General features: G+C 70.0%; 22 protein-coding genes and 1 pseudogene. 16 read left to right on the top strand and 7 right to left on the bottom strand.

The window, feature by feature from the left end:
• Positions 1-165, top strand: a pseudogene (locus AB0O24_RS11130) (HNH endonuclease); the annotation flags it as partial.
• Between the two features lie 469 nt (positions 166-634).
• Here AB0O24_RS11130 and AB0O24_RS11125 read toward each other — a convergent pair.
• Together AB0O24_RS11125 and AB0O24_RS11120 are read right to left on the bottom strand one after the other, a co-directional pair.
• Positions 635-1279: a hypothetical protein gene (locus AB0O24_RS11125; RefSeq protein ID WP_363374863.1), complete on the bottom strand. Its 645-nt coding sequence runs from the start codon at positions 1277-1279 to the stop codon at positions 635-637.
• 411 nt (positions 1280-1690) lie between these two features.
• Positions 1691-3742, bottom strand: coding sequence for a M3 family metallopeptidase (locus AB0O24_RS11120; RefSeq protein WP_363374860.1), 2052 nt, complete (start codon positions 3740-3742; stop codon positions 1691-1693).
• An 81-nt stretch (positions 3743-3823) separates the two neighbouring features.
• Between AB0O24_RS11120 and AB0O24_RS11115 the strand changes: the two genes are divergently transcribed.
• A complete protein-coding gene (locus AB0O24_RS11115; protein WP_363374857.1) occupies positions 3824-4414 on the top strand; it encodes a helix-turn-helix domain-containing protein in 591 nt (196 codons plus the stop codon).
• Positions 4411-4632 carry a hypothetical protein gene (locus AB0O24_RS11110; protein WP_275797890.1) on the top strand — a complete coding sequence of 74 codons (222 nt, stop codon included), beginning with the start codon at positions 4411-4413 and terminating at the stop codon, positions 4630-4632. Before AB0O24_RS11115 ends, AB0O24_RS11110 begins: the two co-directional genes overlap by 4 nt.
• Before the next feature lie 7 nt (positions 4633-4639).
• On the opposite strand, the gene AB0O24_RS11105 is transcribed toward AB0O24_RS11110, so the two are convergent.
• Both AB0O24_RS11105 and valS read right to left on the bottom strand, forming a co-directional pair.
• Positions 4640-4888, bottom strand: coding sequence for a hypothetical protein (locus tag AB0O24_RS11105; RefSeq protein WP_058626675.1), 249 nt, complete (start codon positions 4886-4888; stop codon positions 4640-4642).
• A complete protein-coding gene (gene valS / locus AB0O24_RS11100; RefSeq protein WP_363374854.1) occupies positions 4888-7455 on the bottom strand; it encodes a valine--tRNA ligase in 2568 nt (855 codons plus the stop codon). The genes AB0O24_RS11105 and valS overlap by 1 nt, the downstream gene beginning before the upstream one ends.
• 310 nt (positions 7456-7765) lie before the next feature.
• On the opposite strand from valS, the gene AB0O24_RS11095 reads away from it, so the two are divergent.
• The 8 genes from AB0O24_RS11095 to ndk all read left to right on the top strand — a co-directional run bounded on the left by AB0O24_RS11095 (position 7766) and on the right by ndk (position 18782).
• Entirely contained in the window at positions 7766-9379 is a 1614-nt protein-coding gene (locus tag AB0O24_RS11095; protein WP_363374851.1) for an ABC transporter substrate-binding protein, read from the top strand.
• A gap of 24 nt (positions 9380-9403) precedes the next feature.
• Positions 9404-10381: an ABC transporter permease gene (locus AB0O24_RS11090; protein WP_363374849.1), complete on the top strand. Its 978-nt coding sequence runs from the start codon at positions 9404-9406 to the stop codon at positions 10379-10381.
• Positions 10378-11220, top strand: a complete 843-nt coding sequence (locus AB0O24_RS11085) for an ABC transporter permease (protein WP_363374846.1) — start codon at positions 10378-10380, stop codon at positions 11218-11220. The genes AB0O24_RS11090 and AB0O24_RS11085 overlap by 4 nt, the downstream gene beginning before the upstream one ends.
• Complete coding sequence (locus AB0O24_RS11080; protein ID WP_363374844.1) at positions 11217-12776, top strand: ABC transporter ATP-binding protein; 1560 nt, start codon at positions 11217-11219, stop codon at positions 12774-12776. Before AB0O24_RS11085 ends, AB0O24_RS11080 begins: the two co-directional genes overlap by 4 nt.
• Before the next feature lie 335 nt (positions 12777-13111).
• A complete protein-coding gene (gene ileS, locus AB0O24_RS11075) occupies positions 13112-16612 on the top strand; it encodes an isoleucine--tRNA ligase (RefSeq protein ID WP_363374841.1) in 3501 nt (1166 codons plus the stop codon).
• Positions 16609-17961 (top strand): folylpolyglutamate synthase/dihydrofolate synthase family protein, encoded by a 1353-nt coding sequence (locus tag AB0O24_RS11070; protein ID WP_363374838.1) that lies wholly within the window; start codon positions 16609-16611, stop codon positions 17959-17961. The genes ileS and AB0O24_RS11070 overlap by 4 nt, the downstream gene beginning before the upstream one ends.
• Positions 17949-18362, top strand: coding sequence for a DUF4233 domain-containing protein (locus tag AB0O24_RS11065; RefSeq protein WP_081317308.1), 414 nt, complete (start codon positions 17949-17951; stop codon positions 18360-18362). The genes AB0O24_RS11070 and AB0O24_RS11065 overlap by 13 nt, the downstream gene beginning before the upstream one ends.
• A gap of 3 nt (positions 18363-18365) precedes the next feature.
• Positions 18366-18782 (top strand): nucleoside-diphosphate kinase, encoded by a 417-nt coding sequence (gene ndk / locus AB0O24_RS11060; protein ID WP_058596268.1) that lies wholly within the window; start codon positions 18366-18368, stop codon positions 18780-18782.
• 230 nt (positions 18783-19012) lie between these two features.
• Here ndk and AB0O24_RS11055 read toward each other — a convergent pair whose 3' ends face one another.
• A complete protein-coding gene (locus tag AB0O24_RS11055) occupies positions 19013-19243 on the bottom strand; it encodes a PLD nuclease N-terminal domain-containing protein (RefSeq protein WP_275797606.1) in 231 nt (76 codons plus the stop codon).
• A gap of 85 nt (positions 19244-19328) precedes the next feature.
• Entirely contained in the window at positions 19329-19925 is a 597-nt protein-coding gene (locus tag AB0O24_RS11050) for a vitamin K epoxide reductase family protein (protein WP_275797604.1), read from the bottom strand.
• Between the two features lie 284 nt (positions 19926-20209).
• Here AB0O24_RS11050 and AB0O24_RS11045 point away from each other — a divergent pair, with 284 nt between their 5' ends.
• Positions 20210-22843, top strand: a complete 2634-nt coding sequence (locus tag AB0O24_RS11045) for an Rne/Rng family ribonuclease (protein ID WP_363374836.1) — start codon at positions 20210-20212, stop codon at positions 22841-22843.
• A gap of 55 nt (positions 22844-22898) precedes the next feature.
• On the opposite strand, the gene AB0O24_RS11040 is transcribed toward AB0O24_RS11045, so the two are convergent.
• On the bottom strand, positions 22899-23174 hold the full coding sequence (locus AB0O24_RS11040; protein ID WP_275797600.1) for a DUF4031 domain-containing protein: 276 nt from the start codon (positions 23172-23174) through the stop codon (positions 22899-22901).
• A 213-nt stretch (positions 23175-23387) separates the two neighbouring features.
• On the opposite strand from AB0O24_RS11040, the gene rplU reads away from it, so the two are divergent.
• From rplU to proB, 4 genes are all read left to right on the top strand, one after another.
• Positions 23388-23696 (top strand): 50S ribosomal protein L21, encoded by a 309-nt coding sequence (gene rplU / locus AB0O24_RS11035; RefSeq protein ID WP_081317309.1) that lies wholly within the window; start codon positions 23388-23390, stop codon positions 23694-23696.
• Between the two features lie 18 nt (positions 23697-23714).
• Complete coding sequence (rpmA, locus tag AB0O24_RS11030; protein ID WP_058596273.1) at positions 23715-23972, top strand: 50S ribosomal protein L27; 258 nt, start codon at positions 23715-23717, stop codon at positions 23970-23972.
• A 94-nt stretch (positions 23973-24066) separates the two neighbouring features.
• Entirely contained in the window at positions 24067-25611 is a 1545-nt protein-coding gene (obgE, locus tag AB0O24_RS11025; protein WP_058596274.1) for a GTPase ObgE, read from the top strand.
• Positions 25608-26444 (top strand): glutamate 5-kinase, encoded by an 837-nt coding sequence (gene proB / locus AB0O24_RS11020; protein ID WP_275797596.1) that lies wholly within the window; start codon positions 25608-25610, stop codon positions 26442-26444. The genes obgE and proB overlap by 4 nt, the downstream gene beginning before the upstream one ends.
• Positions 26445-26446 lie beyond the last annotated feature (2 nt).

The following is a 26446-nucleotide window of genomic DNA, read 5'->3' as shown; positions in this document are numbered from 1 at the left end:
AAGCAATTCACCCGCTGGAGCGTCAGACAACTCCCCGACGGAATCCTCGAATGGACCAGCCCCACCGGCCGCACCTACCGCGACGAACCCCTCCCATACTCACCCGCCGTGAGATTCCTCCCCGACGACCCACCCCCACCCGACCACGACCACGCCCCGTTCTAACCCAACTCCCGGCGGGGCGGTTGACCGCGCACCATCCCTCAACCCGACCTGGAGCACGGCCGCCAGGGACCCGCGCGCACGCACCCGCGGCGCCCACGCCTACTTGCGCCGCGCGCCCACGCCTACTCGTGCGGTGCACCACCCTGCGTCCGCGCCGGAAGCTCGCGCCCAGCCCGCCCGAACCGCAAAGCCTACGGCCCCACCGCCAGCCCGCGCCTAGGGTGTGTCTGACAGTGGGAGCACGCAGGTGTACGAACCGCGTCCGTCTGACGTCAGTCCTCCGCCCACCGAGCCGATCAGCGTCGCGATCTCTCAGCCGAGCGCCGAGCCAGCCCGGAACACCGCCTCACATCCGGGGCGGCGGACACGACAATCGTCGACTCCAGGCAATCACGCCGTGATTTACCGTGCTGCGATTGTCCTCAACGGGGTCGTCTCCTGGATTCACTTTCTCGAGGCTCGGCGCGGATCAGGCGAACAGAAAGTAGAACGACAGATGCAGCGCGAGGATCAGGTGCAAGGTCTTCAGCCCGACCCGCAGCGAAGCGAGCGTGACGCCGAGCGCAAGGATCGCCATACTCGGAAGCCAGTTTCCGAGTCCAAACCGTTCAGGGATGAACAGAACGTGTCCGAGCCAGAAGATCGCAGCGCTCAGCACGATCGCCGTCCAGGCGGGCAGTCGCTCACCCAGGTAGCTCTGCAGGAGTCCGAACGTCAGATAGTCCTGCCAGAACACGGACACCATCATCCACACCATGTACAGCAGCACGGGAAGGATCAGGTCGTAGTGGAACGGCAACGCGATCGCCAGCACCACCGGAAGTGCATACAGCCATAGCGACCACGACCGCGCGAACAGCACGCTATTGAAACGCCTGTGCGTGAGCAGGAGAGCAGCGACTACCGCCAGCGCCACCCCGGTTTCGATAGCGATGGCTCCGGCCAGATTGTCGGTGATGAGGTGACCGATCCCATTGCTCAGTAGTCCGGGAGTCAGCGCCCACAACCCGAACCAGGCAGCGATAGCTACCCCGACGTTCCACCACGGTCGACGAACACCCCCGTCAGCCGGTTCACGAGCTGACGACGGCGGAAGGTGCTGCGAGATACTCACTGGGAAAGTCTGGCATCGACGGACCCTTCGTCAGGCAGGCCCTAGTACCCCGCGCCGAAACGCCCAGCGCGCCCCTACCGCAACGCCCACAGCCACGGCCACGGCCACGGCCACGGCGCGTACGAGCACGCACCGCCGCGCTCGTACGCGCACCTGTATGCACGCGCGTGCCACCTTCTGTGGGGCACTCCCACGTCCGGCGCAGGACACGCCCCGCTCACTGAGCAATCGGCCGCACCGGCGGCCCCAGACGGCCACCCCCACCCTCATCACCCAGGCGATGCCGTAGCACGAACCTGCAGGCGATCGCCCAACGACGGACTCCGCATCGACGCCCATCGCTTCACCGCATGGTTTCGAGTCACCCGCCCGCGCGGCGCCTTCGAGACGCGCTGTTCGAGCGCCCGGCGCTCAGCCCGAGAGCCCTCGACGCTCGAGCAGAGGCTGGATCTCGGCATCCCGGCCCCGGAAGTCGCGGTAGGCGGCGAGCGGATCGGTCGAGCCGCCGACACCGAGGAGACGCTCGCGGAAGCGGTCGCCGTTCGCGCGTGACAGGCCACCGTTCTCGCGGAACCACTCGACCGTGTCGGCGTCGAGAACCTCGCTCCAGATGTACGAGTAGTACCCCGCGCTGTATCCGCCCGAGAACACGTGTGCGAAGTAGGTCGAGGCGTAGCGGGTGGGGACGGCGGGGTTGTCGAGGCCGATATCGGCGAGCGCCTCGGCTTCGAACGTCCGGACGTCGATCTCGGACGCCGCCTCTTCGACCGAGAGGCCGTGCCACGCCTGGTCGATCCAGGATGCCGCGAGGTACTCGCTCGTCGCGAAGCCCTGGTTGAAGGCTTCCGACGCGTGCAGCCGCTCGACGACGTCCGGGGGCAGAGGCTCATCGGTGTCGATGTGACGGGCGTAGTTCGTGAGGATCTCGGGCCAGAGGATCCACATCTCGTTGACCTGGCTCGGGAACTCGACGAAGTCGCGGTGGACCGCGGTGCCGGCGAAGTGCGGGTAGGTGACCGTGGCGAACAGCCCGTGCAGGGCGTGACCGAACTCGTGGAAGAGCGTCGTGACCTCATCGAGCGTCAGCAGAGTGGGCGTGCCCGGCGCCGGCTTGTTGACGTTCAGGTTGTTGACGACGACCGGAGCCGTTCCCCGCAGAGCCGACTGCGTCACGATCGAGTTCATCCAGGCACCGCCGCGCTTGGAATCCCGCGTGTACAGGTCGAGCAGGAACAGTCCGAGCTCGCTGCCGTCGGCGTTGTGCACCTCGAACACGCGGACGTCGGGGTGGTAGCCCTGCAGATCGTGACGTTCGGTGATCGTCACCCCGTACAGCTGCTCGGCCGCGAAGAAGACGCCGTCGCGGAGCACGCGCTCGGCCTCGAACCAGGGGCGCAGGGCCTCGCGATCGAGGTCGTACTCGGCCGCGCGCACCTTCTCGGTATAGAAGGCCCAGTCGTGGGCTTCGATCCGGATGCCGTCGGCGTCGGCGATGCGCTGGAGCGCCGCTTGCTCCGACCGAGCGTTCGCCGCGGCGGGCACGGCGAGGCGACGGAGGAGATCGTGCACGGCTTCAGGGGACCCGGCTGTCTGGTCGGCAAGGATCGCCGCCGCGTGAGACGGGTAGCCCAGGAGGGCGGCGCGCTCGGCGCGGAGGCGCACGATCTCGCGGAGGACCTCGCGGTTGTCGTGCGCGTTGCCACGCGTACCGCGGGCGCGCGAGGCTTCGAGGAGACGACGCCGGCTCTCGCGATTGGCGAGGGAGGCGAGGTACGGGTGACCGGTGTAAAGGGTGAGGGTGACGACATACCGACCGTCGAGCCCGCGAGCGGTGGCGGCCTGCGCAGCGGCCGACAGCTCGCCCTCGCTGAGACCGTCGAGCTCGGCGACATCGTCGAACACGACGGCGAGGTCGTTCGTGTCGGCGAGGAGGTTCTTCTCGAACGTCGTCGTGAGGACCGAGAGACGCTGGTTGAGGTCGGTGAGCCGTGCTTTCTGCGCGTCGTCGAGACCGGCACCCGCCAGGGACATCTCGCGGTGGTGACGCTCGACGAGGTAGCGGCTCTCGGCATCCAGACCCAGCTCGTCGAGCTGCGCGTGGAGGGCCGAGATGCGGGCGAAGAGGGTCGCGTCCAGCTGGATGGCGTCACTGTGGGCGGCCATGAGCGGCGCGAGCTCTTCCTCGACGGCCTGGATCTCGGCCGTGCCGTCCGCCGACGACACCGTGTAGAACGTGCGGGCGATGCGGTCGAGCAGCGCGCCGCTGCGCTCGAGGGCGACGAGAGTGTTCTCGAACGTCGGGGCGTCCTCCTGCGAGGTGATCGCCTCCACTTCGCGCCGATGCTCGGCGAAAGCCTCGCGGAACGCGGGCAGGTAGTGCTCGACGCGGATGCTACCGTACGGCGGCAGGTCGTAGGGGAGAGCGGGCGGTGAGAGGAGGGGATTGGTCACGGCATCCGTCATCCGTCCAGCGTAGTCACCCGCCTCGCGCGCGGATGCAAAGAAATGTTTGCATCGATAAAGTTGCAAAGGTATCTTTGCAGTATGAGCCCGGAGACACCCCGCGAACGCGTCCTCGACGCCTGCGCGCTGCGCGCCCTCGCCCACCCCCTGCGGGTGCGTCTGTTCGATCTGCTGAGCCAGTACGGCGCTCAGACGGCGAGCGGACTGGCCGCGCTCACGGGGGAGTCCACGGGGGCCACGAGCTACCACCTGCGCGCGCTCGCGCGTCACGACCTCATCCGCGAGGTCGAGGGGCGAGGGACGGCGCGCGAGCGGTGGTGGGAGCGGCCCGCAGGCTCCGTCACGTTGTCGGACCCCGAACTCGCGAAGACCCCCGCGGGTCGAGCCGTGCAGGAGGCCGTCGCGAGCGAGACGTTGACGCTGCGACAGGAGCAGCTCATGCAGTTCGTGCGCCACGGGTGGGAGGAGCCCTCGGAATGGCGGGACGCCACCCTGATCTCCACCGCCAGCGCGAGACTGACAGCCGAACAGATGGCCGAGCTCAGCGCTCGGCTGCAGACCGTGATCGACGAGACGATCGCCCAGTACCGAGACCAGACCGGAGAGGACGTCCGCGTGGTGTCGATGCGCGCCGACGTCTTCCCCCTGCCCGCTCAAGGAGCCGCATCATGACCACCCTGACGACCTCCCTGCCCACCACGCCCCGCGCGCTCGCGCCGACCGCTCTCGACCGCACGCTCATCGCGCTCTCGCGGGCGCTCGCACGAACGGCCGAGAACCGCATGCGGGCGCGCGAGGACCGAGCTGTCGCGGCTTGCGCACGCGACACCGCCCGTGATCGAGGGCGCTCGCTGACCGCGGAGGCGGAGTTCACGCTCCGCATCCGCTGACGTCGGCTCAGGCGAACTCGTCGCCCTCGTCGTAGCGCACGACGACCTCGCCGGCGGCATCCTGCGTCACGATGACGCCGGTGTCGAGCTCGGCGACCGGACGGCCTTCAAGGAAGGTCAGCGTCCACCGCGGCGCGGGGGCGCTGAGCCCGTCGGGGTTGAGAGCTTCCTCGACCGCGGCGATCTGCGCGTGGAGCACCTCGGGAACAGCCTTCGGCGGCTCTTCGCGGGCGGTCCAACGGGTTCCGAGCTGCATCAGTCCTCCTGGGGTGCGAACACGATGTCGGTGACGGCGGTGGTCTCACCTTCGGCGAAGGCGATCGTCTCGATGCGGCCCACCGCGCGCAGGTCGCCTTCGGCGAGGCGCAGGGCTTCGACGTGCGGGCCCGACACGGTCAGCGACGTCACCGGCGTCTTCTGCGAGGCCTTCGCCTCGGTCTTGGCGCGACGGATGCCGATGAGTGCAGCGCTCACAGCGGTCAGCACGGCCGGGTCGCCCTCGATGCCGAGCGGTTCGGGCCATGCGGCGGTGTGCACCGACCCCTCCTCGAACCACGACCACACCTCTTCGGACGCGAACGACAGCACGGGCGCGAACAGGCGCACGAGCGTCGACAGGGCCGTGCGCAGCGCGAGAGCCGCGGAGGCCTGCCCCACGTCGGTCTGGTCGTAGGCGCGCTCCTTCACGAGCTCGAGGTAGTCGTCGCAGAACGTCCAGAAGAACGACTCGGTGATCTCGAGAGCCCGCGCGTGGTCGTACGCTTCGAAGGCGGCGGTCGCGTCGCGCACCACGGTATCCAGGGTCGCGAGCATCGACGCGTCGAGCGCGTGCGTCACCTGAGCGCCCTCGGGCACGGGGAACGACAGCACGAACTTCGCCGCGTTCAGCAGCTTGATCGCGAGGCGACGGCCGATCTTCACCTGCGTCGGGTTCTGCGGGTCGAAGGCCGCGTCGGTGCCGAGGCGGCTGGATGCCGACCAGTAGCGCACGGCGTCGGAGCCGTGCTGCTTCAGGATGTCGGCGGGCGTGACCACGTTGCCCTTCGACTTCGACATCTTCTTGCGGTCGGGATCGACGATGAAGCCCGAGATCGCGGCATCCGTCCACGGGGCGCGGTCGTCTTCCAGGGCGCTGCGCAGCATCGTGGAGAAGAGCCACGTGCGGATGATGTCCTGACCCTGCGGGCGAAGGTCGAACGGCGCCACGAGGTTCCACAGCTCCTCGTCGCGCTGCCAGCCACCGGCCAGCTGCGGGGTCAGCGACGAGGTCGCCCACGTGTCGAGAATGTCGCGCTCGGCGTCGAAACCGCCCGGAACGCCGCGCTGGTCTTCGGTGTAGCCCGGGGGCACGTCGGTCGTCGGGTCGACGGGGAGCGAGGCGAGGTCGGGCGTCAGCACGCGCGCGTAGTCGCGCTCTCCGTTCTCGTCGAGGCCATACCAGACCGGGATCGGCACGCCGAAGAAGCGCTGGCGCGACACGAGCCAGTCGCCGGTGAGCCCGTTGGTCCAGTTCTCGAAGCGCACGCGCATGAAGTCCGGATGCCACGACATCTCGCGACCGAGAGAGATCAGACGCTCGCGCAGCTCGGCATCCCGAGCCCCGTTGCGGATGTACCACTGCCGCGTCGACACGATCTCGAGGGGCCGGTCGCCCTTCTCGAAGAACTTCACGGGGTGCGTGAAGGGCTTCGGGGCGCCCTCCATGGCGCCGGACTCCTGCAGCAGCTCGACGATGCGCTTCTTGGCGCTGAACACCGTCTTGCCCGCGAGCTCGTCGTAAGCCGCCTTCGCGGCATCCGTCACGATCACATCCGGAGCGTCGGCGACGATCCGGCCATCCTTGCCGATGATCGTGCGGTTGGGGAGGTCGAGCTCGCGCCACCAGATGATGTCGGTCACGTCGCCGAAGGTGCAGATCATGGCGATGCCCGACCCCTTGTCCTTCTGCGCGAGCGGGTGGGCGAGCACGGGCACCTCGACGTCGAACAGAGGGGTGCGCACGGTCGTGCCGAAGAGCGGCTGGTAGCGCTCGTCGTCGGGGTTGGCCACCAGCGCCACGCAGGCGGGGAGCAGCTCGGGGCGGGTGGTCTCGATGAACACGTCGCCCGAGCCGTCGGTCTTGGCGAAGCCCACGCGGTGGTAGGCGGCGGGCTGGTCGCGGTCCTCGAGCTCGGCCTGGGCGATCGCGGAGCGGAAGTCCACGTCCCACAGCGTCGGGGCGAGCGCCTGGTAGGCCTCGCCGCGCTCGATGTTGCGCAGGAACGCGAGCTGACTCGTGCGGATCGAGTCGTCGGAGATCGTGCGGTAGGTCTGCGTCCAGTCGACGCTCAGACCCAGTTCGCGGAAGAGGTCTTCGAACTGCTTCTCGTCTTCGACCGTCAGCTGCTCGCACAGCTCGATGAAGTTGCGGCGGCTGATGGGCACCTGGTCGGCGGCCTTGCTGCTCTTGTTGTCGCCGCCCGCGAACGGGGGCGTGAAGTCGGGGTCGTAGGGCAGCGAGGGGTCGCAGCGCACGCCGTAGTAGTTCTGCACGCGGCGCTCGGTGGGAAGGCCGTTGTCGTCCCAGCCCATCGGGTAGAACACAGTCTTGCCGCGCATGCGCTCGAAGCGCACCTTCACATCGGTGTGCGTGAACGAGAACACGTGGCCGATGTGGAGGCTTCCGGATGCCGTCGGCGGCGGGGTGTCGACCGAGTACACGCCCTGCCGGCCGAGTTCGGAGGCGCGGAGACGATCGAAAACGTACGTGCCGCGCTCATTCCATGCGGCGTCCCACTTCTGCTCGAGGCCTTCCAGGGCGGGCTTGTCAGGGATCGTGGCCATGGGGGTACTCCTCGAGCGATATGGGCGGCACTGTGTGAGCGTGCCTGATGGGTGTGGCATCCAGGATACCGGGGGTGTTCCACCGCCGCGCGCCGTGTCGCACGTTCGCAGAATCGGACGAGAGCGACGGATTCGGATGCCGAGGGGCTCGCCGCCCGATTCTGGTGCGCCGGTCCGAATCCGTTCGCCACCGGGGCGCTGCCCGTCCGCCGTCGGGGCGTGCGCAGTCGCCCGTACCGGGATTTCCGGCCCCGGTACAGGAACCCCGGTAAGCTGAAAGCCTTCCCACCAGAGATTCCGAGGTTTCTGCATGCCCTCTTCGCTCACGCGTCGCGTGCTCTCGGCCGTGGCCGTCGCCGCGGTCGCCGCTCTCTCCCTGTCGTCGTGCGCCGCATCGGACCCCGAGGCGTCCGGCGACGGCGAGCTCGTCTGGGCGATCGAGGGAGCCAACCTCTCGGCCGGGCACATGGACCCGCAGACCAGCCAGCTCGACGTGTCGGCGATGGTCCAGCGCGCGGTCCTCGACTCGCTCGTGTTCCAGGAGGCCGACGGGTCGTTCTCGCCGTGGCTCGCGACCTCGTGGGACGTCGAGGACGGCGGTGCGACCTACGTCTTCCACCTCCGTGACGACGTGACCTTCCACGACGGCACGCCGTTCGACGCCGCCGCGGTGAAGGCGAACTTCGATCGCATCGTCGACCCCGCGACCGCGTCGGCGCAGGCGGCCTCGATGCTGGGCGGCGACCTGTACGCGGGCACCGATGTCGTCGACGAGCACACCGTCCGCGTGCGCTTCTCGCAGCCCTACGCACCCTTCCTGCAGGCTGCGAGCACGGCTCTGCTCGGGTTCTACTCGCCCGCGGTGCTTTCGGCGAAGGCCGACCAGCTCAAGGCGGGCGGTCCCGGGGTGAACGTCGGCACCGGTCCCTTCGAGCTGACCGAGTACACGCCCGATCAGGACATCGTCTACACCCGCAACGACGACTACACGTGGGGCCCCGACGGCGGCGGAAAGCCGGCGTTCAAGACGCTCCGCGTCGACATCCTCCCCGAGGCCTCGGTGCGCCTCGGCGCGCTGTCGAGCGGCCAGGCCGACGTCGTCACGAACCTCCCGCCGAACCTCGTGTCGCAGGTTCCGGGCGATGACACCGTCGAGTCGATCGCCTACCCGGGCCTGCCGTACTCGCTGTACCTGAACGAGAAGTACGGCGTGTTCGCCGACCAGAACGTGCGCCAGGCCTTCAGCCGCGCGATCGACGTCGACACCGCCGTGCAGGAGATCTTCTTCGGGCAGTACCCGCGCGCCTGGAGCATCCTCGGCGCCACGACGCCCGGTTACGACGCGAGCCTCGAGAACTCCTGGCCCTTCGACCCCGCCGAGGCGAACGCGCTTCTGGACGCCTCCGGATGGACGGGACGGGATGCCGACGGCATCCGCACGAAGGACGGTCAGCGTCTCACCGCCCGGTGGATCGCGTGGACTCCGGTCCCGGACGACCGCGCGGCGCTCGCGAACGCGATCCAGAGCGACCTCAAGGCGGTCGGTTTCGACCTGCAGCGCGAGGTGCTGGAACCCGGCGCGTACAACGAGCAGTACGGTCCGAAGACGTTCGACCTGACCGATTGGGGCTTCTCGGGCGTCGACCCCGATCTGCTGCGGAGCCACCTCGCCACCGACGGTTTCCAGAACGCCTCGCAGGTCAGCGATCCCGCGCTCGACGCCCTGCTCGAGGAGGGCGCCTCGACGACCGATCAGGCCGCGCGGAACGCCATCTACGCGCAGGTGCAGCAGTGGAACGCGCAGCACGCCGCGATCGTCCCGCTGTACAGCCCCGCCCTGATCAGCGCCGTCACCCCGAAGGTGTCCGGCCTGACCTTCGACCTCTACGGTCGCCCGCTGTTCGCGACCGCCTCCGTCGGCTGATCGCCCGCACACCACGGACCACGGATGCCACGCCCTCGCTCGCGCGCGATCCTCTCGCGCCTCGCCGGGATCGTGGCATCCGTCGTCGTGGTGCTGTGGGGGGCGGCCACCGTCGCGTTCGTCGCGTTCCGGATCATCCCCGGCGATCCGGTCGAGGTCATGCTCGGCCCGCAGGCGCAGGTCAGCGACGCGGTCAAGGACGGCATCCGCACGGAGCTCGGACTCGACCGCCCGGTGCTCGAGCAGTACGGCGCGTTCCTCGGTCGACTCGCGCGCGGTGACCTGGGGGAGTCGTACCAGTTGCGACTGCCCGTGAGCGAGGTGATCGGTCGTCAGCTCGGCCCCACGCTGCAGCTCTCGGCCCTCGCGCTGGCCATCGCCGTGGTTCTCGCGCTGGCGTCGGTCCTCCTCGTGCGCGGACGGACCGGCCGGGCGGTGGCATCCGGGATCGAGCTCGTCGTGTTGTCGTCGCCGGTGTTCTGGACGGGACTGGTGCTGCTGAGCATCTTCTCGTTCCAGCTCGGCTGGTTCCCGGTGTCGGGCGCGCGCGATCCGTCGGCGATCGTGCTGCCGGCGGTGACGCTGGCCCTGCCGGTCGCGGCTCTGCTCGCGCAGGTTCTGCGCGACGGGGTGCAGGCGGCGGAACGCGAACCGTTCCTCGTCACCGTGCGAGCACGTGGAGCCTCCCCCCTTCGCGAGAGCGTGCACCACACCCTGCGTCACGCGAGCGTGGGCGCCGTGACGCTCGCGGCGTACCTCGTCGGCTCGCTCCTCGGGGGCGCCGTCCTCGTCGAGACGGTCTTCGCCCGACCGGGCATCGGGCGTGTGACGCTCACGGCGATCACCGACCGCGACCTGCCCGTCATCACGGGCGTGATCCTGCTGAGCGCTCTCGTCTTCGTGATCGTGAACACGGTCGTCGATCTCGTCGTGCCGCTGCTCGACCCCCGGCTCCGGGGCGCGTCCGCGGCGATCCGGGTGCGGGCGGGGGTGCCCGCATGACGGTGGTGGATGCGCCGAAGCGCACGCGTTCCGGCGGGCGGACCCTCGCGCTCGGCCTCGCCGGCGGGGTGCTCGCTGTCATCGCGTTCGCGGCTGTCGCCCCCGGCCTGCTCGCGACGCACGACCCGTTGGTCACCGACGTCCGTGCGGCTCTGCAGCCGCCGAGTGCGGCGCACTGGTTCGGCACGGATCAGAGCGGGCGCGATGTGTACTCGCGCGTCGTCTACGGGACGGGCCGTTCGGTCGGTACGGGTCTCCTCGCGACCGCGCTCGCTTTCGTCGTCGGGATCGTGGCCGGGTCCCTCGCCGCCGTCTCGCCGAGGATCGTGGATGCCGCCGCCATGCGCGTCGTCGATGTGCTGCTCGCGTTCCCCGAGTTCCTCGTCGCGCTCCTCGTCGTCGCGGTCCTGGGGCCGGGCCCGGTCAACGTCGCGGTGGCCGTGACGATCGCCGCCATTCCGGTCTACATCCGCCTCGCGCGCGCGCAGACGCGCACGCTCGCGGCCGCCGAGCACGTCGAGGCCGCACGGATCGTCGGCGTCTCCGCCGTCGTCGTGCACATCCGCCACGTGCTGCCTGGCGTCCTGGGCGCCGTGAGCGTGCTGGCCACGATCGGCATCGGCACGAGCATCCTCGCCGCGGCGGGGCTGAGCTTCCTCGGGCTGGGGCCGACCGAACCCACGCCGGAATGGGGGTTGATGCTCTCGGCCGGACGCAACCTGCTGCTGCAGGCGCCCTGGGTCGCCGTGTTCCCCGGGCTGGCGATCACCACGACCGTCATCAGCGTCAGCGTGATCGGGCGCATCCTGCGGGCCGGGGCCGAGGAGCGGGGCGCATGAGTGGGCTGAGGGTGCGTGACCTCCGGATCGCCGCGGGGCGAACGCCGCTCGTCCGTGGGCTCGACCTCGACGTGGTGCCGGGGGAGTGCCTGGCGATCGTCGGCGAATCCGGCACCGGCAAGTCGCTGACCGCCGCGGCGCTGCTCGGTCTGCTGCCGCGGACCCTGTCGTGGAGCGCCGCCGCCCTCGAGGTCGATGGTGTCGACGCACGCGGCCTCGACGAACGGCGGTGGCGCAGGCTCCGCGGGCGCCGGATCGCCCTCGTCTCGCAGGACGCCCTCGTCTCGCTCGACCCGCTGCGGCGCATCGGCGCCGAGGTGGCCGAGCCCCTGCGCATCCATGAACCCGCCGTCCGCGGGGAGGCGCTCCGCACGCGCGTCCGCGGGGTGCTGGAGCGCGTGGCGCTGCCCGAGCCCGACCGGCGCGCACGTCAGTATCCCCACGAGCTTTCGGGCGGACTTCGCCAGCGCGCGCTCCTCGCCTCGGCTCTCGCCGCCGACCCCGCGATCCTCATCGCCGACGAACCGACGACGGCCTTGGATGCCACGGTCCAGGCGCGCGTGCTCGACCAGTTGCGGCGTATTGCCGACGCCGGTGTCGCGGTGGTGTTCATCAGTCACGACCTCGCGGCCGTCCGCCGCGTGGCCGATCGCGTGATCGTCCTGCATGACGGTCGCGTGGTCGAGACCGGCGAGACTGCCCGGGTGCTCTCCGCCCCGCGCGATCCGCAGACCCGCGCGCTCGTCGAGGCGACGCACCACGAGCTCCTGCACCGTGCCCCGCGATTCGACGCACCGCTGATGGCCGGCAAGGGACTGCGCAAGAGCTTCGGCGACCGCGTCGCGGTCGACGACGTCAGCTTCACGCTGCACCGAGGACGGACCCTCGCGATCGTCGGCGAATCGGGATCGGGCAAGACGACGCTCGCCCGACTCATCGTCGGAGTGAGCGCCCCGGATGCCGGAAGCCTCACGTTCGACGGACGCCCCTGGTCGCCCCACGCGGCACGCGGTGCTGCTCGGCGCCGCGTACAACTCGTGCAGCAGAACCCCTGGGGTGCGCTCGATCCGCGCTGGAGCGTCGCCCGCACGGTGGGGGAGGCGGTCGCTGCGGCCGGGGTCCCACGTCCGCGCCGCCGCGCCGAGGTCGATGCGCTGCTGCACGAGGTCGGTCTGGGGGCCGGCTTCGGGCGACGACTGCCGGCGCAGCTGTCGGGCGGACAACGGCAGCGGGTCGCGATCGCTCGCGCGCTGGCGACGGATCCCGACCTCCTCGTCCTCGACGAGCCGGTCTCGGCGCTCGACGCCACCGTCCGCGCGCGTATCCTCGACCGCCTTCGAGTTCTCCAGCGTGAGCGCGATCTCGCGATGGTGTTCATCACGCATGACCTCGACGTCGTGGCGGGCATCGCCGACGACGTGCTCGTGATGAAGGACGGCCGCGTGGTCGAGTCGGGCCCCGTGCCGTGCGTCTTCGCCGAGCCCCGGCATCCCTTCACCCAAGAGCTCCTCGCCGCCTCCTCGTCCGCACCCGCCGCCCCGCCGACCGGGCGTTGAGTGTCCAGGAAACGCCGCAACTCTCTCCGGCATAACGGCGTTTCCTGGACACTCGACGGGGGCGCGGCGGGGCGCAGCGGGGAGCGGGACGAGCGCGTAGAATGGGGGGATCAGCACCGATCCGGCCATCACCGGGGAGCTCGCGGAAGAAACGGGTCATGGCCCGGACTAGAACCGCGCGGGGCAGGCCCGTCACAGCCGCAGTGAGAGCGGTGTCGGTCCCTGAGCCTGTCGAAGGGGGTCCCTGAGCCTGTCGAAGGGTCCGACACAACGCAGGGTGGTACCGCGGTCCCGACGGATCGTCCCGGCGAGGAGACCTCGACCCGCGGAGAGACATGACCTACCCTCGCCCCTCATCCTTCGGCCCCGCAGCTGACGCCAGCGCCGCGGGCACGGCATCCGTCGTTCCCAGCCCGCGCTTCCCGGACATCGAGCGCGACACCCTCGCGTTCTGGGCGGCCGACGACACCTTCCGCGCCTCGATCGCGAACCGCGAGGGCGCCGAGGAGTGGGTCTTCTACGACGGCCCGCCCTTCGCCAACGGCCTCCCGCACTACGGGCACCTGCTCACCGGGTACGCCAAGGACGTCTTCCCGCGCTTCCAGACGATGCGCGGCAAGAAGGTCGACCGCGTCTTCGGCTGGGACACCCACGGCCTCCCGGCCGAGCTCGAGGCCATGAAGCAGCTCGGGATCACCGAGAAGGACGAGATCGAGCGCATGGGCGTCGCGACCTTCAACGCGAAGGCCCGCGAGTCAGTGCTCGAGTACACGCGCGAGTGGCAGGACTATGTCACCCGTCAGGCCCGGTGGGTCGACTTCGAGCGCGGCTACAAGACGCTCGACACGACCTACATGGAGAGCGTCCTGTGGGCCTTCAAGACCCTGCACGACAAGGGCCTCGCGTACGAGGGGTACCGCGTGCTGCCGTATTGCTGGCGCGACGAGACGCCCCTGTCGACGCACGAGCTGCGCATGGACGACGACGTCTACAAGATGCGGCAGGACCCCTCCGTCACCGTGACGTTCCCGCTCGTCGGAGCGAAGGCCGAGGCGCTGGGTCTCACCGGCGTCCGTGCCCTCGCGTGGACGACGACCCCGTGGACCCTCCCGACGAACCTTGCCCTCGCGGTGGGTCCCGGCATCCGGTATGCCGTCATCGAGGGCGGCCCGAACGGCGCGGCCGACGTGCACACGACCCCCGACGGCACCCCCGACGAGGCGTTCGAGGCCGTCGCGCACCGCTACCTGCTCGCCGAGGATCTGCTGCCGAACTACGCGAAGGATCTCGGGTACGAGAGTGCGGATGCCGCCCGCGCGGCCGTGCAGACGACGGTCCTGGGCGCTGAGCTCGAGGGCGTCTCGTACGACCGCCTCTTCGACTACTACGCCGACGCGTCGGTGTGGGGCACGCAGGACGCCTGGAGAATCCTCGTCGACGACTACGTCACCGTCAGCGACGGCACGGGCATCGTGCACCAGGCTCCCGCCTACGGTGAGGACGACAAGCGCCTCGCGGATGCCGCGGGCCTGCCGACGATCATCTCGCTCGACGACGGCGGCCGGTTCCTGTCGGCCGTGACCGACGTCGCGGGGGAGCTGTGGATGGAGGCCAACCGGCCGCTCATCCGCCTGCTGAAGCAGGGTGGCCGCCTCTTGCGCGAGGCGTCGTACGAGCACTCGTACCCGCACTGCTGGCGCTGCCGGAACCCCCTCATCTACAAGGCCGTGTCGAGCTGGTTCGTGCGCGTGACCGAGTTCAAAGACGATCTGCTGGCGAACAACCAGCGCATCACCTGGGTGCCCGAGAACGTCAAGGAGGGCCAGTTCGGCAAGTGGCTCGAGGGGGCCCGCGACTGGTCCATCAGCCGCAACCGCTACTGGGGCTCGCCGATCCCGGTGTGGAAGAGCGACGACCCGAACTACCCGCGCGTCGACGTCTACGGCTCGCTCGCCGAGATGGAGGCCGACTTCGGCCGCCTGCCGGTGAACGCCGACGGCGAGGTCGACCTTCACCGTCCCTACATCGACGACCTCACGCGCCCGAACCCCGACGACCCGACGGGTAAGTCCACGATGCGCCGCATCGAGGACGTGCTCGACGTGTGGTTCGACTCGGGCTCGATGCCGTTCGCGCAGGTGCACTACCCGTTCGAGAACCACGAGTGGTTCGACGAGCACGCCCCCGCCGACTTCATCGTCGAGTACATCGGGCAGACCCGCGGTTGGTTCTACGTCATGCACGTGCTCTCGACCGCACTGTTCGACCGCCCGGCGTACACGGGCGTGTCGTGCCATGGCATCGTGCTCGGCAACGACGGGCAGAAGATGTCGAAGTCGCTGCGCAACTACCCCGACGTGCGCGAGGTCTTCGATCGCGACGGCTCGGACGCGATGCGGTGGTTCCTGATGTCTTCGAGCGTGTTGCGGGGTGGCAACCTCGTCGTGACCGAGGAGGGAATCCGCTCGGGCGTGCGTGAGTTCCTGCTGCCGCTGTGGAACGCGTGGTACTTCTTCGCGACCTACGCGAACGCTTCGACAGGCTCAGCGGGGGCTGCGTCAGCGGCGCCGGTGGCTGAGCCTGTCGAAGCCTCCGGCCCCGGGGCCGCGGGGGTACCGGGCCCTTCGACAAGCTCAGGGACCTCGGCCGTTGGCTACACCGCCGAGTGGCGCACCGACTCGACCGACGTGCTCGACCGGTACATCCTCGCGCTCACGGGCGACCTCGTGAAGAACGTGGCCGCCGACCTCGAAGGCCTCGACTCCACGACCGCGGCCGAGCGTCTACGCGACTTCGCGGAGGTGCTGACCAACTGGTACATCCGCCGCTCGCGCGACCGCTTCTGGGTGGGCGTGACCGACGACCCGACCAGCCGCGAGGCCTTCGACACGCTGTACACGGTGCTCGAGACCCTCACGCGCGTTGCCGCTCCGCTCATCCCGCTCGTCTCCGAGCGCGTCTGGCAGGGACTGACGGGCGGACGCAGCGTCCACCTGACCGACTGGCCCGACGCCTCGGCGTTCCCCGCGGCGGAAGACATCCGCACCGCGATGGACACCGTCCGCGAGGTCTCGAGCGTCGCCAACGCCCTGCGCAAGAAGGAGGGCAAGCGCGTGCGCCTGCCGCTCCCGCGTCTGACGGTGGTGACCCCGGATGCCGCCGGCCTGGCGCAGTTCGACGACATCCTCCGCGAGGAACTGAACGTCAAGAGCGTCGAGCAGGTCGCCCTCCAGGACGGCACGGCCGCCGAGTACGGCATCACGCACCGTCTGTCGGTCAACGCACGCGCCGCCGGACCCCGCCTCGGCAAGCAGGTGCAGCAGGCGATCAAGGCCGCCCGCGAGGGCGACTGGAGCGAGGTCGACGGGCAGGTCGTCGCCGGCGGCATCCCGCTGGAGCCCACGGAGTACGACCTCGTCGTCGAGACCGCCGGGCGTCCGGAGGGTGAAGCGCTCGCGGTGCTGACCTCGGGCGGCTTCGTCCTCCTCGACACCGTCACCACGCCCGAGCTCGAGGCCGAGGGCCTGGCGCGCGACATGATCCGCGGCATCCAGGACACCCGCAAGGCCGCCGGCTTCGACGTGAGCGACCGGATCTTCCTGTCGCTGACCTTCGTGGAGGACGCCGATGCACGGGCCGTCGCCGAGGCGTTCGACGTCGCGGGCGTGGCATCCGAGACCCTCGCAGAGGCGGTCGTCCTCGCCGGACCTGCGGGGCGACTCGTCGAGCGCGGCTCCGCCCTGCCCGCCGAGTACGAGACGCAGATCGCCGCCAAGACCTACGCGAACGTCGGTGCCGTCACGGTCGCCGTCGCGCGGATCGGAGCCCCCGCATGAGCGACCGCACCCGCGCCGATGCCGTCTACGCGGCTCTGCTGGAGCGCCAGGGTGAGCAGTGGGTACAGCCGCGCGTCGAGCGCACGCGTCGCGTGCTCGAGCTGCTCGACGACCCGCAGCGGACGTATCGCGTCATCCACGTCACCGGCACGAACGGCAAGACCTCGACGAGCCGCATGATCGAGAGCCTGCTGCGCGCGATGGGCCTGCGGACCGGCCTGTTCACCAGCCCGCACCTCGAGCGCTTCACCGAGCGCATCCTCATCGACGGCGAGCCGGTCGGGGACGCCGCGATCGCCGACGCGTGGGACGAGATCCAGCCGTTCGTCGACATGGTGGATGCCGAGCTCACGGCATCCGACGACGCTCCGCTGACCTTCTTCGAGCTGCTCACGGTGCTCGCGTTCGTCGTCGCCGCCGACGCGCCGATCGACGTGCTCGTGCTCGAGGTCGGCATGGGCGGTGAGTGGGACTCGACCAATACCGCCGACGGCGACGTCGCGGTGTTCACGCCGATCGACATCGACCACGTCGACCGACTCGGCTCGACCGTCGCGGAGATCGCCACGGTGAAGGCGGGCATCATCAAGCCCGGCGCGGCCGTCGTCTCGGCTCCGCAGCCTCCCGACGCGCTGCGCGCCATACGCCAACGCGCCGAGAAGGAGGGCGCGACGGTTTCGATCGCGGGTGACGGGTTCGCCCTCGAGGGGCAGACCCTCGCCGTCGGGGGACAGCAGCTCGACATCCGCGGCGTCGCGGGAATCTACCGCGAGGTCTACCTGCCGCTTTACGGCGCGCACCAGGGCGCCAACGCGGCCCTGGCGGTCGCGGCGGCCGAGTCGCTCATCGGCGGCGGGACCCAGGCCCTCGCCGCCGACGTGATCGCCGACGGTCTCGGCACCGCGACCTCGCCCGGACGCCTGCAGCTCATCGGCACGGCGCCCACGGTCTTCGTCGACGCCGCACACAACCCGCACGGCGCCCGCGCCCTGGTCACCGCCCTCGACGAGTCGTTCGACATCGACGAGTGGGGGGCGGTCATCGGCATCCTGGATGGAAAGGATGCCGTCGGCATCATGTCCGCACTCGTGCCGGCCGTCGCGCGTGTGTTCGCCACCGCTCCCGACAGCGACCGCGCCACCGATCCCGACACGATCGCCGACGTGGCCGAAGCGGCCGACCTGCCGGTCACCGTGCACCCGACGCTCGAGGACGCCGCCGACGCGGCACGGGCGTGGGCGGCCGAGTCCGACCGTCGCGCCGTCGTCATCGCGGGCTCCGTCGTCCTCGCGGGCGAAGCGCTGCGTTTGTCGGAGCTCGAGGACTGGAAGTCGGGGTGGCAGGCGTGAGTCCCCGGGAGCCTCGCGCGCGTCGCCAGCGCGGTGCCCTCGAATCGCTCGGTGCCGTCGTGCTCGGCTTCGAATCGATCATCGTCTTCCTCGGTGGTCTCGTCGTCTACGGGCTGAAGGTGCTGCCGTTCGGCATCGAACCGTGGTGGGGGATCGTGGGCGGCGTCGTGATGGCCGTCGCCATGGTCGCCGTCGCCGGCCTCCTTCGCCACCGGAAGGCCGTGTGGGTCGGCTGGGCTCTCCAGGTGCTCCTGCTCCTCGGCGGATTCCTCGTTCCGGCCCTCGCCGTCGTCGCCCTCATTTTCGGCGGCATGTGGGCGTATGCGACGATCAAGGGAGCGGCCCTCGACCGGCAGAACGCCCGGCGGGCCGCTTCCCCCGACCTCTCGAACGGAGAATGACCCATGGCCACCGAAGAGACCCTCGTCCTGGTCAAGCCCGACGGCGTCGCCCGCGGCCTGACCGGCGCGATCCTCGCCCGTATCGAGGCGAAGGGCTACGCCCTCGTCGACATCCGCCTGGTCGAGCCCGACCGTGAGCGCCTCGCCCAGCACTACGCCGAGCACGAGGGCAAGCCGTTCTACGAGCCGCTCCTCGAGTTCATGCTCTCCGGCCCCTCGGTCGCCATCCGTCTCGCGGGCAACCGCGTGATCGAGGGCTTCCGTTCGCTCGCCGGAACCACCGACCCCACCACCGCCGCGCCCGGCACGATCCGCGGCGACTTCGGCCGCGACTGGGGCCTGAAGGTGCAGCAGAACCTCGTCCACGGCAGCGACAGCGTCGAGTCCGCGGAGCGCGAGCTCGCGATCTGGTTCGCCTGATCCCGGATGCCGAGATGGCCGCCGCCCCGAGGGGTGGCGGCCATCACTGCGTCCCGGTCCCTTCGACGAGCTCAGGGACCTCGGCCCGCGCTCAGCGGCCTCGGGTCACGCCCGGAGGCCTCGGGCTCACGCTGAGGGAGGTGGCTGAGCCTGTCGAAGCCACCGTCACACGCCCCCGCCCGAGGGAGGTGGCTGAGCCTGTCGAAGCCACCGGCCCGCGCGCAACACCCTCAGGTTCGCGACAAGCCCGCCCGGCGCCCCGCGGCCAGCCACGACACCGGGCCGAGCACGGGAACGGCGAGGATCACGATCGCCCACATCAGCACCGCCGTCGACGACAGCCGCCCCGCGCTGCTGCACAGGCTGACGATGGCCCAGACGGCGAGACCGAGCACCACCACGGCCAGCCCCGACCACACCAGGTCGTATGCGGCAGGCATCAGCGGGTTCGTGGCATCCATTCCTCGAACCTAGGGCACGCGTCCCTTGCGCGCGAGAACCCGCGGGCACGAGAACCCGCGGGCACCGGGACACCGCGCGATGAGGTCAGAACTGCGCCAGGACGTTGAGTCGAGCCTGCGCGATGACGGCGATGACGACGAACGCCGCGAGTGTCATCAGCGGAACCCAGGGCATGAGGCGCTCGGCGACGTGCCGCACGCGCGGCGCGGGGATCACTCCCTCACGGAGCACGTGCAGCGTGACCACGAAGAACGAGGGGATCACGACCGACCACGTCACCATGCACCACGGGCAGAGGGTCGCGAGCACGAAGATGCTCTGCGAGATCAACCAGATGACGAACGTGATCGCGAAGGCGAATCCGAGCCAGAACAGCGCCCAGAACCAGCGCGCGAACCGCGCACCGGCCAGCAGCGCCATGCCCACGACGACCGGCGCCATCCACGCCGTGAGGCCGATGATCGGGTTCGGGAATCCGAACACGCTGCCCTGGGGCGACTGGAGGTTCGCCGAGCACTGGACCAGGACGCTGAAGTCGCAGGATGCCGCCTCCCCGGGGTTCTTCAACTGGGCGAAGCGCTCCATCGTCAGCGAGAACGCCGCCCACCACCCGACGATGCCGGCGAAGACGAGCCAGATCGCGACCACGACGGGGCGGCGAGGGGTGACGGTGTCGCTCATGGCTCGATTCTGTCACCGCGCACTTCGCTGTCCGCTGAGGATCGCTCGGTGTCGAAGCGCCCCCGTGCGGTGGTTTCCGGACGGACCGTGCGATAATGATGTTTCGATGTACCGCGGCCGCGCCGCAGGAGCATCACCAGAAGACTTCGGGCGATGATCGCCCTTCGCAGCACGAGCCGCCGGCCTGCTGCAGACCGAGTGAGTTCGCGGCCCCGCCGGGTGCGGCGCCGCACGAGATTTCGCCGGGCGACGCGCGGTGTCGCCCCGCCAGGGAGTACGCCACAATGGCAGACGCAAGCGACGAACAGATCCCCACTGAGCAGATCGCGCCCGACGCCGCAGTCGAGCAGGACGCTTCCTCCGACGCCACCGCGTCCCCCGAGGCGCTGACGGTCGACGAGGAAGAGGGCGCGGTCCAGGATGCCGAGAGCGCCGCGGCGCTCGACACGGCTCCTCCCGCGGTGCTCGACGAGACGCCCGCCGAAGAAGCGCCCGCCGACGCGGTGTCCGCCGAGGGCGTGCAGGACGCTGAGCCCGCCGTCGCCGACCCCGCGACGGACAGCGCGACGGAAGGCGCCGCCGACGCTGACGCTCCCGCGCCGGCGAACGAGACGTCCGCCGAGGCCGCCCCCGCGCCGGACACCGCTGACGAGACGTCCACCGCCGAGAAGCCCACCGCCGAGGTGCCCGAAGCGGAGAAGACGGCCGAGGTCGCGGCATCCGAAGCCCCCGCCGAAGAGACGCCCGCGCCGCAGAAGCCGGAACGCCCGACCGCCGTGTCGCTCGGACTTCTGCCCGAGGTGTTCGTGTCCGCGGTGTCGACGCAGCTGCACTTCTACGCGCCCGAGCCGCTTCCGACGGCCCTGCGCGACGACTCCGACGATCGTGGCTTCCGCGACGATCGTGACGACGAGGCTCCGGCGGAGCGCACCTCCGCGAATGCGCGACGACGCAACCGCCGTCGTGGTGGCGCGGCCGCCTCCAGCGCGGATGACCAGGACGACGCCCCCGCGGCCCCGCCGCGCCAGCGCGCCGTCGAGGTCGTCACCGAGCCGCAGCGCATCAAGGGCTCCACGCGCCTCGAGGCCAAGAAGCAGCGTCGCCGCGATGGTCGCGAGGCCGGCCGTCGCCGCCCCGTCGTGACCGAGGCCGAGTTCCTCGCGCGCCGCGAAGCCGTCGACCGCGTGATGGTCGTGCGGTCGAAGGCCGGCCGCATCCAGATCGCCGTCCTCGAGGACAACGTGCTGGTCGAGCACTACGTCGCCCGCAACCAGGACGCGTCGCTCATCGGCAACGTCTACCTCGGCCGTGTGCAGAACGTGCTCCCGAGCATGGAGGCCGCGTTCGTCGACATCGGTCGCGGGCGCAACGCGGTGCTGTACTCCGGCGAGGTCGACTGGGACGGCATCGACACCGGCAACCAGCCGCGCCGCATCGAGCTCGCGCTGAAGTCGGGCGACCGCGTCCTGGTCCAGGTGACCAAAGACCCGGTGGGCCACAAGGGTGCACGCCTCACGAGCCAGATCTCGCTCCCGGGACGCTACCTCGTCTACGTGCCGAACGGCACCATGAACGGGATCTCGCGCAAGCTGCCCGACACCGAGCGCGCCCGCCTCAAGAAGATCCTCAAAGAGGTCCTGCCCGAGTCGTCGGGCGTGATCGTCCGCACCGCGGCAGAGGGGGCCACCGAGGAGCAGTTGACGCGTGACGTCCAGCGCCTCACCTCGCAGTGGGAGCACGTCAGCAGCCAGCTGCAGACGATCCAGGCGCCCGCGCTGCTGCACTCCGAGCCCGACCTGCTCGTCAAGATCGTCCGCGACGTCTTCAACGAAGACTTCACGCGCATGCTGATCCAGGGCGACGAGGCGCTGCAGACGATCTCGAACTACCTCGCGGGGGTCGCCCCCGACCTGCTCGAGCGCGTCGAGAAGTACGAGGGCGAGCAGGACCCGTTCGATGCCTTCCGCGTGACGGAGCAGATCGAGAAGGCCCTCGACCGCAAGGTCTGGCTGCCCTCCGGCGGTTCGCTCGTGATCGACCGCACCGAGGCGATGACCGTCGTCGACGTCAACACCGGCAAGTTCGTCGGTTCGGGCGGAAACCTCGAAGAGACGGTCACGAAGAACAACCTCGAAGCGGCCGAAGAGATCGTGCGCCAGCTGCGACTGCGCGACATCGGCGGCATCATCGTCGTCGACTTCATTGACATGGTGCTCGAGTCCAACCGCGATCTCGTGCTGCGCCGCCTCATCGAGTGCCTGAGCCGCGACCGGACGAAGCACCAGGTCGCCGAGGTCACCTCGCTCGGCCTCGTGCAGATGACGCGAAAGAAGCTCGGCCTCGGCCTCCTCGAGACCTTCAGCGAGGCCTGCGAGGTCTGCGCCGGACGTGGCGTCGTCGTGCATCACGACCCCGTCGTCCGCCACCGCACCGGCACGAACGGCAACGGGAACGGCACCGGCGGCTCGAACAACCGTCGGACGCGCGGCGGAAACGGCAACGGAAACGCCTCCTCGAACGGCTCGAACAACGGCAACGGTGCTCCGGCCGGCAACGGGGGAGCAGCAGCGGCCGCCGGCGGCACGCACATGATCACCGAGGGCGTGAAGTCCGCGCTCGCTCAGATCGCGGCATCCACGATCCACCCCACCGTCGAGGACCCGGCGATCGTCGAAGCGGCCGTGGTCGCGTCGGTCGAAGCCGTCCTGGATGCCAAGGTCGAGGCGCCCGTGCGCGAGAAGCGTCCGCGCAAGAAGCGTGAGCCGAAGACCCCGCGTACCGAGAAGGACGCGCTGCTCGAGTCGGTGCTCGAAGCCCTCCCGGAGCCGAAGGCCCCCGGTCAGGGACGCTCGCGCCGCCGCGTCACCACGGCCGCCCTCACCGGGACCCCGGTCGACGCCCAGCCGTCGTCGGACTGATCGTTCTCACCCGTGAGGGGTCATGCCCTGTCGTCCGCGACGTGGGCATGACCCCTCACCCGCGTCCGCGGCGTTCGCGGGCGGTGATGCGTAGGCCCGAGGCGCGGAGACGACGGACGAGCTCGCGCCCGCCGACGTGTTCCGCGCCGGCGGCGACGAGATCGGCGTGGCGCTCGTCGGGAACGTCGTAGTGGTCGAGATCGAACGCACGGGCGGGAATCCCGGCGGCCGCGGCGAAGGCGTGCAGCTCGTCGAGATCGCTGTCGCTGACGAGGTGCGCCCATAGTCGTCCATGCGCGGGCCACTGCGGGTCGTCGATCAGGATCGCCATTCCGTGATCCTACGGTCGACACGCGGGTCGGATGCTTTTGCCGGATGCCCTCCCGTGAGCTAAACTTGACCCTTGGTGCGTCGTGTCCGCCCCTACCAGCGCGTGACACCCGCGAGCCGAGCTCGCCGGATCGTACCGAGATTTGGGTCGAGAGACCCTCTCGACGTCATCAGACAACCGGAGCCGTGCGCTCCCGAATGAAACAGGTGTGAAGTGGTCTACGCAGTTGTGCGCGCCGGCGGCCGGCAGGAAAAGGTGGAGGTCGGCACGATCGTCGTGCTCGACCGCCAGGCGGCGAAGATCGGCGAGAGCATCCAGCTGCCCGCCGTCCTGTTCGTCGACGGCGACGCCGTCACGACCGACGCCGACAAGCTCGCGAAGGTCTCGGTCACGGCCGAGGTCCTCGGTGAGGAGCGCGGTCCGAAGATCGTGATCCAGAAGTTCAAGAACAAGACCGGCTACAAGAAGCGCCAGGGCCACCGTCAGGACCTCACGCGCGTCAAGATCACCGGCATCAAGTAAGAGCCAGGAGACGCAGAGATGGCACACAAAAAGGGCGCAAGCTCCACCCGTAACGGTCGTGACTCCAACGCACAGCGCCTCGGCGTGAAGCGCTTCGGCGGCCAGGCCGTCAACGCCGGCGAGATCCTCGTCCGCCAGCGCGGCACGCACTTCCACCCCGGCGCCAACGTCGGCCGTGGAGGCGACGACACGCTCTTCGCTCTCGCCGCCGGTGCGGTCGAGTTCGGCAACAAGGGCGGCCGCAAGGTCGTCAACATCGTCGCCGCAGCGGAGTAATCCACAGCGCTCAGCGCGCGATAGAGGGGGTGGGCACAGCCCGCCCCCTCTTCTTTTCTTTCCGGCATCCCGGTCCCGTCCCGAAAGGACTCCCATGGTCACCTTCGTCGACCGCGTCACTCTGCACCTGCGTGCGGGCAAGGGCGGCAACGGCTGCGTGTCGGTGCGCCGCGAGAAGTTCAAGCCTCTGGCCGGTCCCGACGGCGGCAACGGCGGTCACGGCGGCGACGTCGTCCTCGTCGCCGACCCCCAGACGACCACCCTGCTCTCGTACCACCACTCGCCGCACCGCTCCGCGGGCAACGGCGGATTCGGGATGGGCGACCACCGCTCCGGCGCCATGGGCGAAGACCAGGAGCTCCCCGTCCCGCTCGGCACGGTCGTGAAAGACACCGACGGCACCGTTCTCGTCGACATGCTCACCCCCGGCATGCGCTTCGTCGTCGCGCCGGGTGGTCTGGGCGGGCTCGGCAACGCCGCGCTGGCCTCGCCCAAGCGCAAGGCGCCCGGCTTCGCGCTACTCGGGACACCGGGGTGGGAGGGCGATGTCGTCCTCGAGCTCAAGACCGTCGCCGACGTCGCCCTCGTCGGCTTCCCCTCGGCCGGAAAGTCGAGCCTCATCGCCGCCGTGTCGGCCGCGCGCCCCAAGATCGCCGACTACCCGTTCACGACGTTGCACCCGAACCTCGGCGTCGTGCAGGCGGGCGACGTGCGGTTCACGATCGCAGACGTACCCGGGCTCATCGAGGGTGCGAGCGAGGGCAAGGGCCTCGGCCTGGAGTTCCTGCGCCACGTCGAACGCTGCACCGCTCTCGTGCACGTCCTCGACTGCGCGACCCTCGACCCGGGTCGTGATCCGCTGAGCGACCTCGACGTGATCCTCGCCGAGCTGGGCGCCTATCCGGTCCCCGAGGGGCAGCTGCCGCTCCTGGAGCGCCCGCAGATCATCGCCCTGAACAAGGTCGATGTCCCCGAGGCTCACGAACTCGCCGACTTCGTCCGCCCTGACCTCGAAGCCCGTGGATTCCGCGTGTTCGAGATCTCCACGGTGAGCCGCGCCGGCCTGCGCGAGCTCACCTTCGCCCTCGCCGACATCGTCGAGCAGCACCGCGTGGCGACGATCGACGACGCCCCGGCTGAGCGCATCGTCATCCGTCCGAAGGGTGCCGAGAAGGACTTCGAGATCAAGGTCGAGGGCGGCACCTACGGTCCGGTCTACCGGATCCTCGGCGACAAGCCCGTCAAGTGGGTGCAGCAGACCGACTTCCAGAACGAAGAAGCCGTGGGCTATCTCGCCGACCGTCTCGCGCGCCTGGGCGTCGAGGACGGTCTGTTCCGCGCCGGCGCCGTCGCGGGTGCGACCGTCGTCATCGGCCCCGGCGACGGCATCGTGTTCGACTGGGAGCCCACGCTCACCTCGGCCGCCGAGCTCATGACCGCGCCCCGCGGCACCGACCCGCGTCTCGTGCAGAACCCGCGCCGAACGTCGTCCGAGCGTCGTGAGCAGTATCACGAGCGAATGGATGCCAAGGCCGAGGCGCGCGCCGAACTCGAAGCCGAGCGCCGGGCGGCGCGCGCCGCGGGGATCGACCCGGACGGCGACTCCTCGGCTCTCCTGGACGAGGCGGACGAACGGTGACGGCCGCGACTCGCGCCGATATCCCGCGCGCCGCGCGCGTCGTCGTCAAGGTCGGCTCGTCGTCCATCAGCGGTGACGGCGCGCATCGCATCGACACGATCGTCGAGGCCCTGTCTCGCGCTCATGCGGGTGGCGTCGAGGTCGTGCTGGTGTCGTCCGGCGCCATCGCCACAGCCCTGCCGTTGCTCGCCCTCGACGGCCGACCGAACGACCTCGCGACGCAGCAGGCGGCCGCCGCCGTGGGTCAGAACGTCCTGATGTGGCGCTACCAGACGTCTCTGGACCGTTTCGGGCTCCTCGCCGGCCAGGTCCTGCTCACGGCCGGCGACCTCGAGAACGCCACCCCACGATCCAACGCGCGTCGCGCCATGGAGCGGCTTCTGGGGCTCGGCATCCTGCCCATCGTCAACGAGAACGACACCGTCGCCACGCACGAGATCCGCTTCGGAGACAACGACCGGCTCGCCGCCCTCGTGGCACAGCTGATCGGGGCCGACGCGCTCGTGCTGCTGAGCGATATCGCGTGCCTGTACACCGCCCCGCCGAACGAACCCGGCGCTCGCCCCATCACCGACGTGGCCTGGGGTGATGACCTTTCCGCCTTCGAGTTCGGGGCGGGTGTTGTGAACGGGGTCGGCACCGGGGGAGCGGCGACCAAGGTCTCGGCGGCGAAGCTCGCGTCGACGGCCGGTGTCGGCGTCCTCGTGACCAGCGCCGATCTCGTCGCCGACGCCCTCGCCGGCGAGTCGGTGGGGACGTGGTTCGCTCCGAATCCGGATGCCGTCACCCTGTCGACCGGTCCGATCGGCGCCGTCGCCGCGACGGTAGACTGACG

The organism is Microbacterium sp. NPDC086615, from assembly GCF_040686055.1.
In the GTDB taxonomy this organism is placed as follows: Bacteria; Actinomycetota; Actinomycetes; order Actinomycetales; family Microbacteriaceae; genus Microbacterium.
This window is presented reverse-complemented; position numbering and strand designations above follow the sequence as displayed.

Bases quoted from the DNA above. Each gene is read 5' to 3' on its own strand.
- AB0O24_RS11120 (WP_363374860.1), bottom strand. From the start codon at position 3,742: ATGACGGATGCCGTGACCAATCCCCTCCTCTCACCGCCCGCTCTCCCC.
- AB0O24_RS11115 (WP_363374857.1), top strand. From the start codon at position 3,824: ATGAGCCCGGAGACACCCCGCGAACGCGTCCTCGACGCCTGCGCGCTG.
- AB0O24_RS11110 (WP_275797890.1), top strand. From the start codon at position 4,411: ATGACCACCCTGACGACCTCCCTGCCCACCACGCCCCGCGCGCTCGCG.
- AB0O24_RS11105 (WP_058626675.1), bottom strand. From the start codon at position 4,888: ATGCAGCTCGGAACCCGTTGGACCGCCCGCGAAGAGCCGCCGAAGGCT.
- valS (WP_363374854.1), bottom strand. From the start codon at position 7,455: ATGGCCACGATCCCTGACAAGCCCGCCCTGGAAGGCCTCGAGCAGAAG.
- AB0O24_RS11095 (WP_363374851.1), top strand. From the start codon at position 7,766: ATGCCCTCTTCGCTCACGCGTCGCGTGCTCTCGGCCGTGGCCGTCGCC.
- AB0O24_RS11090 (WP_363374849.1), top strand. From the start codon at position 9,404: ATGCCACGCCCTCGCTCGCGCGCGATCCTCTCGCGCCTCGCCGGGATC.
- AB0O24_RS11085 (WP_363374846.1), top strand. From the start codon at position 10,378: ATGACGGTGGTGGATGCGCCGAAGCGCACGCGTTCCGGCGGGCGGACC.
- AB0O24_RS11080 (WP_363374844.1), top strand. From the start codon at position 11,217: ATGAGTGGGCTGAGGGTGCGTGACCTCCGGATCGCCGCGGGGCGAACG.
- ileS (WP_363374841.1), top strand. From the start codon at position 13,112: ATGACCTACCCTCGCCCCTCATCCTTCGGCCCCGCAGCTGACGCCAGC.
- AB0O24_RS11070 (WP_363374838.1), top strand. From the start codon at position 16,609: ATGAGCGACCGCACCCGCGCCGATGCCGTCTACGCGGCTCTGCTGGAG.
- ndk (WP_058596268.1), top strand. From the start codon at position 18,366: ATGGCCACCGAAGAGACCCTCGTCCTGGTCAAGCCCGACGGCGTCGCC.
- AB0O24_RS11055 (WP_275797606.1), bottom strand. From the start codon at position 19,243: ATGGATGCCACGAACCCGCTGATGCCTGCCGCATACGACCTGGTGTGG.
- AB0O24_RS11050 (WP_275797604.1), bottom strand. From the start codon at position 19,925: ATGAGCGACACCGTCACCCCTCGCCGCCCCGTCGTGGTCGCGATCTGG.
- AB0O24_RS11045 (WP_363374836.1), top strand. From the start codon at position 20,210: ATGGCAGACGCAAGCGACGAACAGATCCCCACTGAGCAGATCGCGCCC.
- AB0O24_RS11040 (WP_275797600.1), bottom strand. From the start codon at position 23,174: ATGGCGATCCTGATCGACGACCCGCAGTGGCCCGCGCATGGACGACTA.
- rpmA (WP_058596273.1), top strand. From the start codon at position 23,715: ATGGCACACAAAAAGGGCGCAAGCTCCACCCGTAACGGTCGTGACTCC.
- obgE (WP_058596274.1), top strand. From the start codon at position 24,067: ATGGTCACCTTCGTCGACCGCGTCACTCTGCACCTGCGTGCGGGCAAG.